15 protein-coding genes and 2 tRNA genes are annotated in these 15,896 nt (G+C 65.5%); 10 read left to right on the forward strand and 7 right to left on the reverse strand.

Annotated features, from left to right (window positions below):
* The first annotated feature begins 94 nt into the window (after nt 1-94).
* The 4 genes from ACEQXV_RS06995 (at nt 95) to ACEQXV_RS07010 (ending at nt 4,268) form a co-directional block, all read left to right on the forward strand.
* Nucleotides 95-1,168: a 4-oxalomesaconate tautomerase gene (locus ACEQXV_RS06995; protein WP_370268475.1), complete on the forward strand. Its 1,074-nt coding sequence runs from the start codon at nt 95-97 to the stop codon at nt 1,166-1,168.
* Nucleotides 1,165-2,121 (forward strand): VOC family protein, encoded by a 957-nt coding sequence (locus tag ACEQXV_RS07000; protein ID WP_370268477.1) that lies wholly within the window; start codon nt 1,165-1,167, stop codon nt 2,119-2,121. The genes ACEQXV_RS06995 and ACEQXV_RS07000 overlap by 4 nt, the downstream gene beginning before the upstream one ends.
* Before the next feature lie 82 nt (nt 2,122-2,203).
* Nucleotides 2,204-3,856, forward strand: coding sequence for a sulfatase-like hydrolase/transferase (locus tag ACEQXV_RS07005; RefSeq protein ID WP_370254708.1), 1,653 nt, complete (start codon nt 2,204-2,206; stop codon nt 3,854-3,856).
* A gap of 67 nt (nt 3,857-3,923) precedes the next feature.
* Nucleotides 3,924-4,268, forward strand: coding sequence for a cupin domain-containing protein (locus ACEQXV_RS07010; RefSeq protein WP_370254709.1), 345 nt, complete (start codon nt 3,924-3,926; stop codon nt 4,266-4,268).
* A gap of 61 nt (nt 4,269-4,329) precedes the next feature.
* Here ACEQXV_RS07010 and ACEQXV_RS07015 read toward each other — a convergent pair whose 3' ends face one another.
* Nucleotides 4,330-5,106, reverse strand: a complete 777-nt coding sequence (locus ACEQXV_RS07015; protein WP_370268478.1) for an enoyl-CoA hydratase-related protein — start codon at nt 5,104-5,106, stop codon at nt 4,330-4,332.
* Between the two features lie 151 nt (nt 5,107-5,257).
* Nucleotides 5,258-5,746 carry a MarR family winged helix-turn-helix transcriptional regulator gene (locus ACEQXV_RS07020; RefSeq protein ID WP_370268479.1) on the reverse strand — a complete coding sequence of 163 codons (489 nt, stop codon included), beginning with the start codon at nt 5,744-5,746 and terminating at the stop codon, nt 5,258-5,260.
* A 201-nt stretch (nt 5,747-5,947) separates the two neighbouring features.
* On the opposite strand from ACEQXV_RS07020, the gene ACEQXV_RS07025 reads away from it, so the two are divergent.
* From ACEQXV_RS07025 to aliB, 3 genes are read left to right on the forward strand one after another with little or no spacing between them, the layout of a single operon-like run.
* Complete coding sequence (locus tag ACEQXV_RS07025; protein ID WP_370268481.1) at nt 5,948-6,715, forward strand: SDR family NAD(P)-dependent oxidoreductase; 768 nt, start codon at nt 5,948-5,950, stop codon at nt 6,713-6,715.
* A gap of 4 nt (nt 6,716-6,719) precedes the next feature.
* Nucleotides 6,720-7,502 (forward strand): 2-ketocyclohexanecarboxyl-CoA hydrolase, encoded by a 783-nt coding sequence (badI, locus tag ACEQXV_RS07030; RefSeq protein ID WP_370268482.1) that lies wholly within the window; start codon nt 6,720-6,722, stop codon nt 7,500-7,502.
* A gap of 34 nt (nt 7,503-7,536) precedes the next feature.
* Complete coding sequence (gene aliB, locus ACEQXV_RS07035) at nt 7,537-8,694, forward strand: cyclohexanecarboxyl-CoA dehydrogenase (RefSeq protein WP_370268483.1); 1,158 nt, start codon at nt 7,537-7,539, stop codon at nt 8,692-8,694.
* A gap of 241 nt (nt 8,695-8,935) precedes the next feature.
* Here aliB and ACEQXV_RS07040 read toward each other — a convergent pair.
* Both ACEQXV_RS07040 and ACEQXV_RS07045 read right to left on the reverse strand, forming a co-directional pair.
* A tRNA-Asn gene (locus ACEQXV_RS07040) sits at nt 8,936-9,010 on the reverse strand.
* Nucleotides 9,011-9,080: 70 nt separating this feature from the next.
* The gene (locus tag ACEQXV_RS07045) at nt 9,081-9,959 is read right to left on the reverse strand and encodes an MBL fold metallo-hydrolase (protein ID WP_370268485.1); all 879 of its coding nucleotides are present in this window, start codon (nt 9,957-9,959) and stop codon (nt 9,081-9,083) included.
* Nucleotides 9,960-10,026: 67 nt separating this feature from the next.
* On the opposite strand from ACEQXV_RS07045, the gene ACEQXV_RS07050 reads away from it, so the two are divergent.
* A complete protein-coding gene (locus ACEQXV_RS07050; protein ID WP_370268486.1) occupies nt 10,027-11,316 on the forward strand; it encodes an ATP-binding protein in 1,290 nt (429 codons plus the stop codon).
* 20 nt (nt 11,317-11,336) lie between these two features.
* Here the strand turns inward: ACEQXV_RS07050 and ACEQXV_RS07055 are convergent.
* Together ACEQXV_RS07055 and ACEQXV_RS07060 are read right to left on the reverse strand one after the other, a co-directional pair.
* Nucleotides 11,337-11,413: transfer RNA gene (locus ACEQXV_RS07055), tRNA-Ile, on the reverse strand.
* Between the two features lie 72 nt (nt 11,414-11,485).
* Nucleotides 11,486-12,385: a Hint domain-containing protein gene (locus ACEQXV_RS07060; protein WP_370268487.1), complete on the reverse strand. Its 900-nt coding sequence runs from the start codon at nt 12,383-12,385 to the stop codon at nt 11,486-11,488.
* Between the two features lie 317 nt (nt 12,386-12,702).
* Between ACEQXV_RS07060 and purM the strand changes: the two genes are divergently transcribed.
* Both purM and purN read left to right on the forward strand, forming a co-directional pair.
* A complete protein-coding gene (gene purM, locus ACEQXV_RS07065; protein ID WP_370268489.1) occupies nt 12,703-13,749 on the forward strand; it encodes a phosphoribosylformylglycinamidine cyclo-ligase in 1,047 nt (348 codons plus the stop codon).
* Nucleotides 13,746-14,339: a phosphoribosylglycinamide formyltransferase gene (purN, locus tag ACEQXV_RS07070; RefSeq protein ID WP_370251320.1), complete on the forward strand. Its 594-nt coding sequence runs from the start codon at nt 13,746-13,748 to the stop codon at nt 14,337-14,339. The genes purM and purN overlap by 4 nt, the downstream gene beginning before the upstream one ends.
* A gap of 76 nt (nt 14,340-14,415) precedes the next feature.
* On the opposite strand, the gene ACEQXV_RS07075 is transcribed toward purN, so the two are convergent.
* Nucleotides 14,416-15,609, reverse strand: coding sequence for a porin (locus ACEQXV_RS07075; protein ID WP_370268490.1), 1,194 nt, complete (start codon nt 15,607-15,609; stop codon nt 14,416-14,418).
* Nucleotides 15,610-15,896: the final 287 nt, after the last annotated feature.

Genomic DNA, 15,896 nt, shown 5'->3' on the forward strand with positions numbered 1-15,896 from the left:
AACCCCGTTTACGCCGCGCGCTGCGCGCCGACCCGCGGGGGGCGCTGCCCCCCGCACCCCCCGGAGTATTTTTTCCAAGAAGAAGGGGCAGGCCATGTCTGACGGGCTGCCGGTCATGTGGATGCGCGGGGGGACCTCGAAAGGGGGCTATTTCCTGGCCTCGGACCTTCCCGCCGAGGCAGGCGCGCGCGATGCGATCCTGCTGCGGATCATGGGCTCGCCCGATCCGCGCCAGATCGACGGGATGGGCGGGGGCGATCCGCTCAGTTCCAAGGTCGCGGTGGTGCAGCCCTCGTCCCGCGCGGGCGTGGACGTGGATTACCTCTTCTTGCAGGTCTTCGTGGACCGGGCGGTGGTGAGCGATGCGCAGAACTGCGGGAACATCCTGGCCGGGGTCGGGCCCTTCGCGATCGAGCGCGGGCTGGTCGCGGCCACGGGCGACGTGACGGAGGTCACGATCTACATGGAAAACACCGGCCAGATCGCGGTGGCGCGGGTCGCGACGCCGGGCGGGCGGGTGCGCTATGGCGGGCCTGCGCGCATCGACGGGGTGCCGGGCACGGCGGCCCCCATTCCGATCACCTTCCGCGACACGGCCGGGTCGTCCTGCGGGGCGTTGCTGCCCACCGGGCGCGCGTCTGACGTGATCGAGGGGGTGGAGGCGACGCTCATTGACAACGGCATGCCCTGCGTGGTGCTGCGGGCGGCGGACCTGGGGCTTGCGGGCGATGAAAGCCCCGAGGCGCTGGAGGCCGACAGCGCACTACGTGCACGGCTGGAGGCGATCCGGCTCATGGCGGGGCCGATGATGGGGCTGGGCGATGTGCGCGACAAATCCGTGCCCAAGATGACGATGGTGAGCCCGCCCCGCGCGGGCGGCGCGATCGCGACGCGAACCTTCATTCCGAATCGCTGCCACAAGGCCATCGGGGTGCTGGGGGCGGTCAGCGTGGCCACGGCGGCGCTGATCCCGGGCGCGACCGCCCATGACATGGCCCGCCGCGGCGAGGGGGCAGAGCGCAACCTGTCGGTCGAGCATCCGACCGGCGAGATGACGGTGGTGGCCCGGCTCGACGGAACCGGGGCAGTCGAGAGCGCGGGCGTGCTGCGCACGGCACGCAAGCTGATGGATGGCACCGTCTACACCGGGTGGGAGGAGGACATATGAGCGAGCCCTGCCAGGACGTGGCCCACCTGGGGCATGTCGAGATCCATACCGACCGCTACGAGGAGAGCCTCGATTTCTTCACCCGCGTCTTTGGCCTGACCGTCAGCGCCGAGGAGGGGGGCAGCGCCTGGCTGCGGGCCTGGGACGATTACGAGTTTCATTCGCTCAAGCTCACGCGCCATCACACCACCGGCATTGGCCATGTGGGCTATCGCTGCGTGTCCGAGGCGGCGCTGATGCGGCGGGTGGCGGCGATCGAGGCTAGCCCGTTCGAGGGGCTGGGCTGGGTCGAGGGCGACCTGGGCCATGGCCGGGCCTACCGCGTGCGTGACCCGTTCGGGCATGTGTTCGAGCTTTACTGGGACACGCGCAAATACGCGCCGGGCCCCGGCGACAGGCCCGCGCTGAAGAACATGGCAAGCCGCTTTCACGGGCAGGGGGCCTGTCCGCGCAGGCTCGATCATCTCAACCTGCTGTCGGGGGACGTGAGCCTGTTCCGCGACTTCATGGTCACCTGCCTCGGGGCGCGGATCACCGAGTATATCCAGCTCGACAACGGGCGGCTCGGGGGCTGCTGGTTCACCGTCAATAACAAGACCTACGACCTGGCCTGCACCGAGGAACATGGCGGTGGCGAGGGGCGGCTTCATCACGTGACCTATGCCACCGATCAGCGCGAGGACATCCTGCGCGCGGCCGATATCTTCCTTGAAAACGGGGTGCATATCGAAACCGGGCCGCACAAGCACGCGATCCAGGGAACCTTCTTCCTCTATGTCTGGGAGCCTGCGGGCAACCGGGTGGAGCTGGCCAATGCCGGCGCGCGGCTGATCCTCGATCCGGATTGGGAACCGGTCTGCTGGACCGAGGCCGACCGCCGGAAGGGCCAGGCCTGGGGGCTGAAGACGATCGAGAGTTTCCACACCCATGGCACGCCGCCCGTGAAAGGCTAGCGGCGCGGGCGTGCGGGCTTGCGGGCGGGCGCGCGGGCGGGCAGGGTGTCGATCTGAGGCAAACCGGCCGGGGGAGGCGCGCGTGAACATCCTGTTCATCATGTATGACCAGCTGAGGTTCGATTACCTGGGCTGTGCGGGGCATCCACACCTGGAGACCCCGAATTTCGACCGCGTGGCCCGGATGGGCGTGCGCTTTACAAATGCCTATTGCCAGTCGCCCATCTGCGGGGCGAGCCGGATGAGCTTTTACACCGGGCGCTATGTCTCGTCCCACGGGGCGCAGTTCAATGGCTACCCGCTCCGGGTGGGAGAGCAGACCCTGGGCGATCACCTGCGCAAGGCGGGGATGGGGTGCTGGCTGATCGGGAAGACGCATATGAAGGTCGATGCCGAGGGCATGGCGCGGCTCGGGCTGGAACGCGACAGCGTGATCGGCGCGCGCCAGGCCGAATGCGGCTTCGATGCCTGGGTGCGCGATGACGGGCTGTGGGCCGAGGGGCCGGACGGGTTCTACGATGAAAAGCGCAGCCCCTATAACGAATACCTGAAGTCCAGGGGCTATCCCGGCGACAACCCATGGGCGCAATACGCCAATGCGGGCGTCGATGCCGAGGGGCAGATCGCCTCGGGCTGGATGCTGAGCAATACCGACCAGCCCGCCAACATCCGCGAGGAGGACAGCGAAACGCCCTGGCTGACGCGGCAGGCGCTGGCTTTCATGGAAGAGACCGAGGGGCCGTGGTGCGCGCATGTCTCCTACATCAAGCCGCACTGGCCCTATATCGTGCCCGCGCCCTACCACGCCATGTACGGGCCCAACCACGTGCCTGCCGCCACCCGGTCCGAGGATGAGCGGCGCGACACCCATCCGGTCTTTGACGCCTTCCTGTCGGGCAAGGTGGCCGAGGCCTTCCAGCGCGAGGAGGTCCGGCAAAAGGTGATCCCGGCCTATATGGGGCTGATCAAGCAATGCGACGACCAGTTGGGGCTGATCCTGGACCGGCTGGAGGACAGCGGTGCGATCAAGGACACGATGATCGTGCTGACCTCGGACCATGGCGACTATTTGGGCGATCACTGGATGGGCGAGAAGGATTTCTTCCACGACCCCTCGGTCAAGATCCCGATGATCGTCTACGATCCGCGCCCCGAGGCCGACGCCACGCGCGGCACCGAGTGCGCCCAGCTGGTGGAGGCGATCGACCTTGCCGCGACCTTCATCGAGGCTGCTGGCGCCGAGGTGCCGGGCCATGTCGTCGAGGGTCGCTCGCTGATGCCGTGGCTGCGCGGCGAGTGCCCCGACTGGCGCGAGGTGGTGATCAGCGAATACGACTATTCCTTGCGCCCCTTTGGCGAAACGCTGGTCGGCAGCAGCGCCGATGCGCGTCTTTTCATGGTGTTCGACGGGCGCTGGAAACTGATCCATGCCGAGGGGGGCATGCGGCCGATGCTGTTCGACCTCGAGACCGATCCCGACGAGCTGAACGACCTCGCCCGCCAGCCGGGACACGAGGACCAGATCGCGCGGCTGAGGGGGCACCTCGCGAAATGGGGGCTGCGCATGTCGCAGCGGGTCACCCGCTCAGAGGCCGATATCGCCGCGATGCGCGGCAAGTCGGCGCGCAAGGGCATCCTGCTGCATCTCTATGACGGCTCGGAAGTGCCACAGGAGCTGACCCGCGCCTATCGCGGCAAGGCCGAGGCGCGGTTTGCGCCGCCCGACGAGGGCTGAGACAAGCCCCTTGCAGGCGGCGGCGATTGCGGGAAAGCTGGCCGCCAGTCGCACGAGGAGCCCCATGATGACCGCCAGTTTCTGCCGCCTGACACCCGAGGCCGCCACGCCCGAGCACGATGCCCCGGCGCCCGACAAGGTGATTTCGGGCGCGCCGCGCTTTACCACCTGGAACCTCGAAGAGCGCGACGGGCTATATTGCGGCATCTGGCGCGCGACCCCCGGCAAGTGGCGGATTTCCTACGATGAATGGGAATATTGCCGGATCCTGGAAGGCCATTCGATCCTGACCGAAGAGGGCGGAGAGCCGCAGCATGTGCGCGCGGGCGACAGCTTTGTCCTGCGCCCCGGTTTCCGCGGCACCTGGGAGGTGGTGGAGACTACCACCAAGGATTACGTGATCCGGCTTTGAACGCAGGCAGGCGCGCGGGCCCCCCTGGTCGGGGTTGCCGTACGGCTGGAAGGCCGGGCCATCACCGGTTCTGGAACCGCGGTTTGCGCTTCTCGGTGAAGGCGGTCATGCCTTCCTTGCGATCCTCCGTTGCGAAGGTGGAATAGAGCAGTCGCCGCTCAAGGTGGATGCCTTGCGCCAGATGCGTTTCATATGCCTGGTTCACGGCTTCCTTCGCGAGCATCATGATCGGGCGCGAGCCCCTTGCGATGCGTGCGCCCATGTCGAGCGCGGTCTCAACCTGGGTGCCATCGGGCACCACGCGCGAGACCAGACCCGCTTCGCGGGCTTCCTCGGCCGAAAGGGCGCGGCCGGTCAGGATCATGTCCATGGCCAGCGCCTTGCCGACGACGCGCGTCAGGCGTTGCGTGCCTCCGGCCCCGGGGATCACGCCGAGTGTCGTTTCCGGCAGGGCGAAGCGCGCGGATTGGGCGGCGACGATCATGTCGCACATCATGGCCAGTTCGCATCCCCCGCCGACCGCATGGCCCGACACCGCCGCGATGGTCGGCTTTCGGGCCGAGGCGATGCGTTCCCAACTGGCGGTGATGAACTGTTCGCAATAGACGTTGATGAAGGTCTTGTCCCTGATTTCCTTGATGTCGGCACCAGCCGCGAAGGCCCGGTCCGACCCGGTAAGCACGATCGCGCTGACCTCTGCTCTGGCCTCCATCGCATCAATCGCGTGTGACAGCTCGCGGGTCAGCTTGTCATTGAGGGCGTTCAGGGCCTCCGGTCGGTTCAGGGTGATCAGGCCGACCCCCGCTTGGGTATGGGTGAGGAGGGTTTTGTAGGTCACGCGAAAGCTCCTGGAAGGGTGGGTCCGGCGATGCAGCCGATGCCTGTGAATTGGGGCCTGGCCTGTATCTGGCCTGTTGGGCCAGTCACTCCCGAAGGGGGCGGCGGGCCTGGGCTTTCGACGGGGGAAGAGGGGCCGGTCATGTTGCCGGTCAGCCGCCCTGGGCCTTGTCCACGTCGTCCATGTTCTTGCGCATCTGGTCCAGGTAATGCAGCGCATGGATCAGGTCGCTGTTCGACAGATCCTTCATCGCGCCGTCATAGAAGCCCGAGATGTCGCCCTGCATCTGGTTCCATCGGCTCCAGCCCTTCGGGGTGAGCCGGATCAGCCTGGACCGGCTGTCTGCCTGGCTCTTGACCCGTTCGATCAGCCCCCGGTCTTCCATGCGCGACAGAACCCCGGCCAGGTTCTGCCGGCTGACCATGAGAAGTGCGGCAAGCTGCTGGACCGCGATACCCTCTGCCCACCGTTCCCGCACCAGCGCGCCGATGATCGCCCATTGCTGGGTTGTGACCCCGTGGCTTTCCAGGGCCTTTGTCCCCGTCTTGTTGAGCAGATTGGCACATTGATAGAGCCGGAATGCCAGCCGGTTCATCAACTGGGCCCGCAGCGTATCACTTGTGTCAACATCCTGTTTCATGCGGTCAGCTTCGCGTTTCGCTGGTCCTTCGTCAAGCGGACGGGCGAGGGGCGTTCAGGCTTTTTATGGCAATATATTGACGTAATTTTCCGATCCCGACTAGCATGGGGAACGCGGAGGGCGCGAATCAACCTGGAAGTTGTCAGAAAGGCAAATCTGGTTAGCAAGCGCCCGCATCATTCACGGGTGAGGGAGGGTGCCGTGAGGGGCATTAAAGGAAAAGTAGTTGTCGTAACTGGCGGCGGCGGCGGTATCGGGTCGGCAACGTGTCTGCGGTTTTCGGACGCTGGCGCGCGGGTCGTGGTCTGCGACGTCAACGCCGACGCGGCGCAGGCTGTCGTGGAGGAGATCAGGGGCAAGGGCGGCGAGGCCATCGCGGTCTCGGTCGACCTTACCGACTATGACGCGACGCAAGCTGCCGTCGAGATGATCGAGGACACGGTGGGGCCGATCGACGTGCTCGCGAACAACGCGGGCTGGGACGTGGACACGCCCTTTCTGAAATCGGGCCCCGAGTTCTGGTCGAAGCTTATCGACATAAACCTGCGCTCCGTTCTCAACATAACGCATCCTGTCCTTGCGCGCATGAGCCAGCGTTCCGCAGGCCGGATCGTGTCCATAGCGTCCGATGCGGCGCGGGTGGGGTCGTCGGGGGAAAGCGTTTATGCGGCCTGCAAGGCGGGCGTCATCGCGTTTTCCAAGACGCTGGCGCGCGAACAGGCCCGCAAGGGCATCACCTTCAACTGCGTCTGCCCCGGCGCGACCGAAACCGGAATGCTGGAGTCCTTCATGGATGCAGCGGGCAACAAGGAAAAGCTGAGGGACGCCTTCACCCGGGCCGTTCCGATGGGACGGTTGGGCCAGCCAGGCGACCTTCCCGGTGCGATCCTCTTCTTCGCCTCCGATGACGCCGCCTTCATCACCGGTCAGGTGATCTCGGTGTCCGGCGGCCTGACCATGCATGGATGAGATGATGAGCTACGACGATATCCTTTACGACGCGACAGACGGCATTGCCCGCATCACGATCAATCGCCCGGACAAGTACAACGCCTTCAGGGGCCAGACCTGCGAGGAACTGATTGACGCGTTAAACCGGGCGGGGTGGGACAAATCCATCGGCGTGATCGTCCTTGCGGGGGCGGGCGAAAAGGCGTTCTGCACCGGCGGGGACCAGTCGGCGCATGAGGGGCAATATGACGGGCGCGGGACCATCGGGCTGCCAATGGAGGACCTGCATTCGATCATCCGGGACGTTCCCAAGCCGGTCATCGCCAAGGTTCAGGGCTTTGCCATTGGCGGCGGCAACGTTCTGGCGACGATCTGCGATCTGACCATCGCGGGCGATCGGGCCCAGTTCGGGCAGGTCGGCCCCAAGGTGGGCTCGGTCGATCCGGGCTACGGCACAGCCTATCTTGCCCGCGTCGTGGGTGAGAAAAAGGCGCGGGAAATCTGGTATCTGTGCCGACGCTATTCGGCCCGGGAGGCGCTGGAGATGGGGCTCGTCAACAAGGTGGTCCCGCATGACCAGCTGGACACCGAGGTTGACAGCTGGTGCGCCGAGATCATGGAGAAATCCCCCACGGCCATCGCGCTGGCCAAACGCAGCTTCAACATGGACACCGAGCATCATCGGGGCATCTCGGGGCTCGGGATGCTGGGCCTGTCGCTCTATTACGACACGGATGAAAGCAAGGAAGGCGGACTTGCCTTCAAGGAAAAGCGCAAACCCGATTTCCGCAAGTTTTCCCGCTGACGCGCGCGAAGCCCCAGCAACAAAGGCCAGCCAGATGCACACGATATTCGACACCGAGGAGCTCTGCGCGATCCGCGAGCTTGCCCGCAAATTCGCGCAAGACCGCGTGGCCCCCGGCTACCAGGCGCGGGAAAACGCGGGCCAGATGGACATGGCGCTTGTCCGCGAAATGGGCGATCTGGGCCTGATCGCGCCCGAATTGCCCGAAGCGGTCGGCGGCATGGGGGCGGGATTTCTCTGTTCCGGGGTCATCATCGAGGAAATCGCCAAGGCCGATTTCACCTTTGCCTACGTGTCGCTGCTGGCCTCGCTGAACGGGCAGATCCTGAATGCCTTCGCCAAGCCGGACCTGGCCCGTGACTGGTTGACCGGGTTGACGGCGGGCGAGCATTTGCTGGCCATTGCCCTGACCGAACCCAAGGGGGGGTCGGATGCGGCCAACCTTTCTCTGCGGATGGAACGCGATGGCTCTCATTACGTCATCAACGGGGAAAAGACCTCCATCTCGGCCAATCAATGCGCGAAGGCTGTCATCACTTTCGCGCGCACGGGCAGGCCCGAGGACGGGGCGCGGGGGGTCTCGGCCATTCTGGTGCCGCTTGATCTGCCCGGGATCACGACGTCGAAATTCGCGAATATGGGGCAGAACCAGGTTGGTCACGGTTCGATCTGGTTCGACAATGTCCGCGTGCCGGCCGAATACCTGCTTGGTCAGGAGGGGGCCGGCTTTGTTCAGGTCATGCAGGGGTTCGACTTCTCGCGTTCCCTGATCGGGCTTCAATGCCTGGGCACCGCGCGGCAATCGCTGGATGAAACCTGGGCCTATATCGGCGAGCGTCGCGCCTTCGGAAAACCGCTGGCCGCGTTCCAGGGCGTGACCCACCAGCTGGCCGATTTCGACACCAGGGTCGAAGCGGCGCGCCTGATGTCCATGAATGCGCTCTGGCTCAAGGATCGGGGGCTGCCCCATACCGCCGAGGCGGCGATGACGAAATGGTGGCCGCCCCTTTTGGCCTACGAGGCGATCCATGCCTGCCTGCTGATCCACGGCCACGCCGGATACGCGCAGGATCTGCCGTTCCAGCAACGGCTGCGCGACGTGCTTGGCCTGCAGATCGGCGATGGCACCGCCCATATCATGAAGAACATCATCGCCCGAGAGCGTGCAGGGCGGGGCGCCGTGCAGGGGTGAGGCCAGCCCGGGCGCCCTGTGCAAGGCCGCGATGTCGTGCCCGCGGCGTGGCCCGTGCGATCTTTGTGCCCGAATGATTGTCTGCGGGCGCCATCGGGGCGATCGAAACGGGACTGGCCTGCCAAATCCGGCCGACCTGTCGGAAGTGGTCTGCCAGGGCCTCCGGCTGACGCCCCAGGCCAGAAACGAAAAAGACCCCCGAGGGGGTCTTATCGTCAAATCCCTTGTTTTCTGGGATTTTTGGCTCCGGCGGTAGGGATCGAACCTACGACCAATTGATTAACAGTCAACTGCTCTACCGCTGAGCTACGCCGGAACGGTGGAGGGGATATAGCAACCTCGTTTTTGGAGGTCCAGAGGGTTTTCGGGAAAAAATTCACTTCTTGTCACAGGGCGCGAAATTGGCCCGTTGCGGACAGGGAATTTGCAGGTTCAGCCAATTTTCTTTCAACAAGATCAATGAGATGAGCAAGAACGTTGCGTTCGGCCACGGGAAGCAGGCGCGCGTCGATATCGGTGTAGATGCGCGCGGTCAGCGCGGCGGGGGTGGCCGGGGCCTCGGCCAGGGCGGCCAGAATCTGCCGCTCGCGTCCTGCGCGGTGGTCGAGAAGCTCTCGGCAGCGCCCGGCCGGGTCGGTGACCGGTTCGCCATGGGCGGGGTGGTAGACGCGGTCGGTCCGGGCGAGGAGCCGGTCGAGCGAGTTGCGGAAGGCGGTGAGGTCGCCATCGGGGGGCGAGATCAGCGAGGTTGACCAGCCCATGACCAGGTCGCCCGAGAAGAGCACCCCGTTCGAGGCGAAGGAAACGTGGTTGGCCATGTGGCCGGGGGTGTGCAGCACCTCGATCTGCCAGCCGTCGGCCTCCAGCACCTCTCCATCGGCCAGCGCCCGGTCGGGGGCGAAATCTGGGTCCACCCCTTCGCCGCCGCCGATCAGCCCCTCCTCGGCCAGGGCCTGCATCGCGGGGGATCGGCCCCAGGCGCTGTCGCCGGCCGCCAGCACCGGGGCGCCCGTGGCCCGGGACAGCGCACGGGCAAGGGGGGAATGGTCCAGGTGGGAATGGGTGACGAGGATATGGCTGATGCGCTGATCGTGGCCCACGGCCGCCAGGATCGCGGCCAGGTGGCTGTCGGACAGGGGGCCGGGGTCGATCACCGCAAGATCGCGCTGGCCCACAAGGAACGTGTTGGTGCCCTCCAGCGTCATCGGCGAGGGGTTGGGGGCCGTGATCCGGCGCAGACCCGGTTCCAGCTGAACTGCCGTCATATCTCTTTCCTCCGGCCCGGTCGCGGGGTTAGATGGGCCCATGCGATGGGGTTGGCTCAAAAGGTTCATGCCGCGGGGGCTTTATGGCCGGGCCGCGATGATCCTCATCGTGCCGATCGTTACCCTGCAACTTGTCGTCTCCATCGCCTTCCTGCAACGCCATTTCGAGGATGTGACCGGGCAGCTGACCTATGGGCTTGGGGTCGAGCTGCAATTGCTGCGCGACGAACTGGCGGAGGGCGGGCTGGCCGAAGCCGCAGGGGTGGCCGAAAGCCTCGGGATCGAGATGGCCGAAGGGGCCGGTCCTGACTGGGTTGGCGACGAGGTCGTGCGGCGGCGCTGGTATGACCTTTCGGGGCGCGTGGTCGTGGAGGTGCTGCTGCTCATGGTGCCCGAGATCAGCTGGATCGACCTCGCCGAGGATGACAAGCAAGTGCAGCTTGGCCTGTCGGTGGGTGGCGAGAGCGTCGAGATGACCCTGACCCGGCGGCGCGTGTCGGCCTCCAACCCGCACCAGTTGCTTGTGCTGATGATTTTCACGGGCATCCTGATGACGACCGTGGCCTTCCTGTTCCTGCGCAACCAGGTGCGCCCGATCCGGCGACTGGCGCGCGCGGCAGAGGCATTCGGCAAGGGCCGGGTGCTGGACTATTCCCCGCGCGGCGCGCTGGAAGTGCGGGCGGCGGGGCGCGCCTTTCTGGACATGCGGGCGCGCATCGAGCGCCAGATCGAACAGCGCACGATGATGCTGTCAGGCGTGAGCCATGACCTGCGCACACCGCTGACGCGGATGAAGCTGGGGCTGACCATGCTGGAGCAGGGGGCCGAAACCGATGCGCTGATCCGCGATGTCGAAGAGATGGAGGCGCTTCTGACCGCCTTCCTCGACTTCGCCCGGTCCGACGCGCTCGACGATCCCGAAGAGGTCGACGTGCTGGCGCTGGCCCGTCAGGTGGCCGAGGATGCCGGGCGGATGGGGGGCAGGGTGGAGCTGGTCCTTCCCGACGCGGTGCCCCTGTCTGCCCTTCGCCCCGGCGCGGTCCGGCGTGCGCTGTCGAACCTTCTGACGAATGCCCTGCGCTATGGCAGCCGGGCGCGGCTGAGCCTGACGGTGATGGACCGGTCGCTGCGCTTCACGGTCGAGGATGACGGCCCCGGCATCGCGCCCGGGGACCGAGACCGCGCGGTGCGCCCCTTTGCCCGGCTCGACGAGGCGCGCAACCAGAACCGGGGCGGCGGTGTGGGGCGTGGGCTCGCCATCGCGAATGACGTGGCGCGCAGCCATGGCGGCAACTTGCGCCTGTCCGACTCGGCTGACCTGGGCGGGCTGCGGGTGGACCTCGTGCTGGCGCGATAGGGGGCGATGCGGCGGGGGGATGGTAGGCCCGGCAGGACTTGAACCCGCAACCAAAGCGTTATGAGCGCTCTGCTCTAACCAATTGAGCTACAGGCCCGCCAAGGCCGAGGAAATAGCAGTCTGGCAGGCGGGGTCAAGCCTGTCACGCCCCCCCGCCTCAGGCCTTGTCTCAGGCCACCTTGGGCGGGGCCAGCCGCGCACGGATCGCCCCCGGCACCTGCCGCGCGGACATGGCGCGGGGGTAGGGGAGTTCGGCCATTTCCGGCACGTCGCCGTAGAGCGCCTCGAATTCTGCGAAGTTGTCAAAGACCCGGCGGGAGACCTTGTCGATGAAGGTCTCGGCGGGGGCACCGTTGGCGAGGATGATCTCGTGGTTCTCGGTTTCGATGTGGTAGACCGTGTAGCTCTCGCCCATCTCGCGCAGAGGCACCCGCGCGATCGTCGTGCCGTTCACAAGCGCGCCCGCGTGGCAGATCGCGCCATCGACCAGCATGCCGTGATCGGCAGTGACGGTCAGGTCCGTATGCGGCAGGCCCCGCCCAAGCGCCCCGGCAGCGAACCTCACTGGCATCAGCCGTTCTGCGGGGCCGAAACGGGTGGAGACCGTCTGGCGACCGATCCATTTGACGGGGACGCTGGTTCCGGTCGCGGTCAGGATCGGCTCGCCGATCTGCAAGTCTTCCACGTATTTTGAGCCCGTCGGTGTCGCGATGCATGTGCCAGGCAGGAAACAGGTCGGGAAATCCCCCGTGTTCAGCGTGGTGCCGTCGACCTGTTCCGGGAAGCTGTAATCCGAGGCGCTGGTGCCCTCGGGGTAGTAGATCTTGTAGTGGTAATTCGTGCCCGCTGTCCGGCCGACCGGGAGTGTTGCCGTTCCCCCCGCGACGAGAGCGACCTCGATGGAACCTGCATAGGTTTCGGTGCCGTTAATGGGATCACCGAACTCGAAGGTCGTGTCGAGCTCCACGTCCCATAGCGAAAGGAAGCCCGGGGACGTGCCCACATAATTTCCGACGGGGCCGGTTCCGGCATAGTAGCTTGCGAATCCGTCCGTGCGATAGTCGGCCAAGTCTTCATCTCCTGCCTGAGTAGAGGAAAAGTTGCACTGCCTACTGTTCAAACTGGAAACTACACACAGAGTTCATCACTTTGTGCCGCTCTTCCACATTGACAGAAATCAACTTGGCCAGAAAACACTGTCCAGCCGGGAGCCAGGCGCGCGGGGTAGGGCGCGCGCAGTGACCGCTCGTTGCCGACCAAACCTGCCGATACGCTCAGCCGCCAGCGCCGCTCATCCCCCTGCGTTTCCTGCACCCCGCGTCACGCTGGCAATGGACTCGTCCCGTGGCCCCTGCTAGCAGGGCGCCAAGTTTGAAGGAGCGGGCCATGACGGACGGAAAACAGGGGCTGACCTACGCTGAGGCGGGTGTCGATATCGACGCGGGAAACGAACTGGTGGAGCGGATCAAGCCCGCCGCCAAGGCCACCACGCGGCCCGGCGTGATGTCGGGGCTGGGGGGCTTCGGGGCGCTGTTTGACCTCAAGGCTGCGGGCTATGACGATCCGGTGCTGGTCGCCGCGACCGACGGGGTGGGCACCAAGCTGAAGATCGCCATCGACACGGGCGTCTTCGACACGATCGGCGTCGACCTTGTCGCCATGTGCGTCAATGACCTGGTGTGCCAGGGGGCCGAGCCGCTCTTCTTCCTCGACTATTTCGCGACCGGCAAGCTCGATGTGGCCGACGCCGCCACGATCATCGAAGGCATTGCCGAGGGCTGCACGCGGTCTGGCTGCGCGCTCATTGGCGGCGAGACGGCGGAAATGCCGGGCATGTATGCGCCCGGCGATTTCGATCTTGCGGGCTTTGCCGTGGGCGCGATGGAACGCGGGGCGTCCCTGCCCGAGGGCGTGGGCGCGGGCGACGTGCTGCTTGGGCTCGGCTCGGACGGGGTGCATTCCAACGGCTATTCGCTGGTGCGCCGGATCGTGGAGCGCTCGGGGCTTGCCTGGGACGCGGAATCGCCCTTTGGCGGCGACAGCCTGGGGCGGGAACTGCTGGCCCCCACGCGGCTTTACGTCAAGCAGGTGCTGGCCGCCGTGCGGGCAGGCGGCGTGCATGCGCTGGCCCATATCACCGGCGGCGGGCTGACCGAGAACCTGCCGCGTGTCCTGCCCGAAGGGCTGGGGGCCGAGATCGACCTGGGGTCGTGGACGCTGCCGCCGGTTTTTGGCTGGCTGATGGCCGAGGGCGGGCTGGACGAGAAGGAGATGCTCAAGACCTTCAACTCGGGCATAGGCATGGTTGTCGTGGTGGCCGCGGATCGGGCCGATGCGCTGGTGGCGCTTCTGGAAGGCGAGGGCGAAACCGTGGCGCGGCTTGGCACCGTGGTGGCGGGCGAGGGCGTGCGCTACAGCGGAAGCCTCGCGTGACGCGCCGGGTCGCGATCTTCATTTCGGGGGGCGGGTCCAACATGGTCTCGCTCGTCGATAGCATGACCGGCGACCATCCTGCGCGGCCCTGCCTCGTGATTTCCAATCAGCCCGATGCGGGCGGGCTGGCCAAGGCCAGCGCCAAGGGCATCCCGACGGCGGTGGTGGATCATCGCCCCTTCAAAGGCGACCGCGCGGCCTTCGAGGCGGAACTGGCACGGGTCGTGGATGCGGCCAAGCCCGACATTCTCTGCCTTGCGGGGTTCATGCGGGTTCTGACCGAAGGCTTCGTCAGCCGCTACGAGGGCCGGATGCTGAACATCCACCCGTCGCTTTTGCCGAAATACCGCGGGCTCAACACCCATGCCCGCGCGCTGGAGGCAGGCGACGCGGAACATGGCTGCACCGTGCACGAGGTCACGCCAGAACTCGACGACGGGCCGATCCTGGGGCAGGCAAGGGTGCCGGTTCTGCCCGGCGACACGCCGGACAGCCTCGCCGCGCGGGTGCTGGTGGAAGAGCACAAGCTCTACCCCGCCGTTCTGCGCCGTTTCGCCAGCGGGGACCGGAGCCCGATCTACCTGCCATAGGTCGTGGCGGGCATGGCATCAAAAAAGGCGCGGGCTCCGGCAGGGTCCGCGCCTTTTTCCTGTCTTTGGACCGGGCTCAGAAGCTCAGCCCGATACCGGTGCCGATCACGAAGGCGTCAATGTTGTCGCCCGGTGTTCCGAAGCCGCCATCGCCCACGTCTTCACGATAGCTCACATGGCCGAGGAAGACGCTCAGGTCCGTGCGCTCATCAGCCCGATAGCTGACACTGACGAAAGCGGAGCTGAGCTGGGCCCGCGGACCGAAACCGATATGACGGTAATCGTTCATCTCGCCATGGAAATAGTCTATCCCGAAGGTCCAGGGCCCGCTGGCGTAGCTTGCGCCGACGCCGAAGGACTGGCCATCATATTCGCCGCCACCAGAAGACCCGTTCTGTTCAGCGAAAGACGCCCCGAATGAATAGTTTTGCAAGGTGATTTCGCCGCTGGTGCGGAACAGCGTCGGGTCGGCGGCGGGGTCATTCGTGTCGGCCACGCTGTAGGACGCGCCAAACATCACATCCACCCCGGCAAAGCTCCCAGCGTAATTCGCCCCGATATCGAAAAGGTGGCAGGCATTGGTCGAACAGCCCGCCCTCGGCTGATCGCTGTTCGCGTAGGACACGCCGATCTGGAAGCCAGCAAAGCGCGGCGTGAAATAGGTGATGCGGCGGCCTTCGGTCAGCCCGTCATTCGCCGGGTTCGTGGTGCTGATCACGGACGAGCCGAACCCGAACGGGTTGGCGCGGCTGACGCCGGACTGGTCCCCTTGCACCGGCACGATGTCATAGGCAAGGTCGGCCATCGCACCGCGGAATGATGTCTCATTGTACCCTCGATTGGTGGGGATATAGTCCGGCGAACTCGGATCATCGATGGGGCTGAGGTTAGAGGGGAAGATCCCCGCGCCCAAGTCGACGTCGTCCGCGCTGCCGAGAACAAGCGACCCAAAGCTGCCCGCAACAATGATTTCGGGTTCGTCGACACCTATCCCGTCGTTATCGGCTTCGAAGTCCATGCGTGCCGAAATCTTGAGTCCGTTGTCTAGAGTAATTGTCGGCAGAACGTAGATTTCCGAGTCAAATGCAATGCCGAGGCCATCGGTGTCATCAACCCCATTACCCGTAGCCGCATCGTTACTGGCATAGGCCACCATGGCATTGTAATACCCGCCGAAACGGATGTCCCACTCCTCAGCCTGTGCAGTTCCGCCCGCAATAAATGTCAGCGAGGTTGCCGCGAGAAGCGCGGTCTTCATGCGATAGGTCATTGCAAATCATCCCCCTGGTACCGTCCCGCTTTCACGGCGGACCTGGCAGGGAACGGCGTGAACCCCTTTTTTATATGGATTTCGAATAAGTATCGAAAGTTAAAACCCGCTGCAAAAGCGCCCCTGATCCACATGCGTTGCACATTTGACGCAGCAAAAGCGGGGGAAAACACCGTCTTGTCCCGGTCTGCGCGCCCGGGCAGGGCTGCTGACCCTTTTCATTCGCCGCGCTCTGACCTATCAGGTCTGGGTTGGCGGATGCCCCGCCCCAGAACAAGACCAAGAAG

It is taken from the genome of Nioella sp. (assembly GCF_964229645.1).
Lineage (GTDB): Bacteria > Pseudomonadota > Alphaproteobacteria > Rhodobacterales > Rhodobacteraceae > Nioella.

What these genes read in the sequence shown, in the direction of transcription:
- ACEQXV_RS06995 (WP_370268475.1), top strand. Translation starts at nt 95, where the DNA reads ATGTCTGACGGGCTGCCGGTCATGTGGATGCGCGGGGGGACCTCGAAA.
- ACEQXV_RS07000 (WP_370268477.1), top strand. Translation starts at nt 1,165, where the DNA reads ATGAGCGAGCCCTGCCAGGACGTGGCCCACCTGGGGCATGTCGAGATC.
- ACEQXV_RS07010 (WP_370254709.1), top strand. Translation starts at nt 3,924, where the DNA reads ATGACCGCCAGTTTCTGCCGCCTGACACCCGAGGCCGCCACGCCCGAG.
- ACEQXV_RS07020 (WP_370268479.1), bottom strand. Translation starts at nt 5,746, where the DNA reads ATGAAACAGGATGTTGACACAAGTGATACGCTGCGGGCCCAGTTGATG.
- badI (WP_370268482.1), top strand. Translation starts at nt 6,720, where the DNA reads ATGAGCTACGACGATATCCTTTACGACGCGACAGACGGCATTGCCCGC.
- aliB (WP_370268483.1), top strand. Translation starts at nt 7,537, where the DNA reads ATGCACACGATATTCGACACCGAGGAGCTCTGCGCGATCCGCGAGCTT.
- ACEQXV_RS07045 (WP_370268485.1), bottom strand. Translation starts at nt 9,959, where the DNA reads ATGACGGCAGTTCAGCTGGAACCGGGTCTGCGCCGGATCACGGCCCCC.
- ACEQXV_RS07050 (WP_370268486.1), top strand. Translation starts at nt 10,027, where the DNA reads ATGCCGCGGGGGCTTTATGGCCGGGCCGCGATGATCCTCATCGTGCCG.
- purM (WP_370268489.1), top strand. Translation starts at nt 12,703, where the DNA reads ATGACGGACGGAAAACAGGGGCTGACCTACGCTGAGGCGGGTGTCGAT.
- ACEQXV_RS07075 (WP_370268490.1), bottom strand. Translation starts at nt 15,609, where the DNA reads ATGACCTATCGCATGAAGACCGCGCTTCTCGCGGCAACCTCGCTGACA.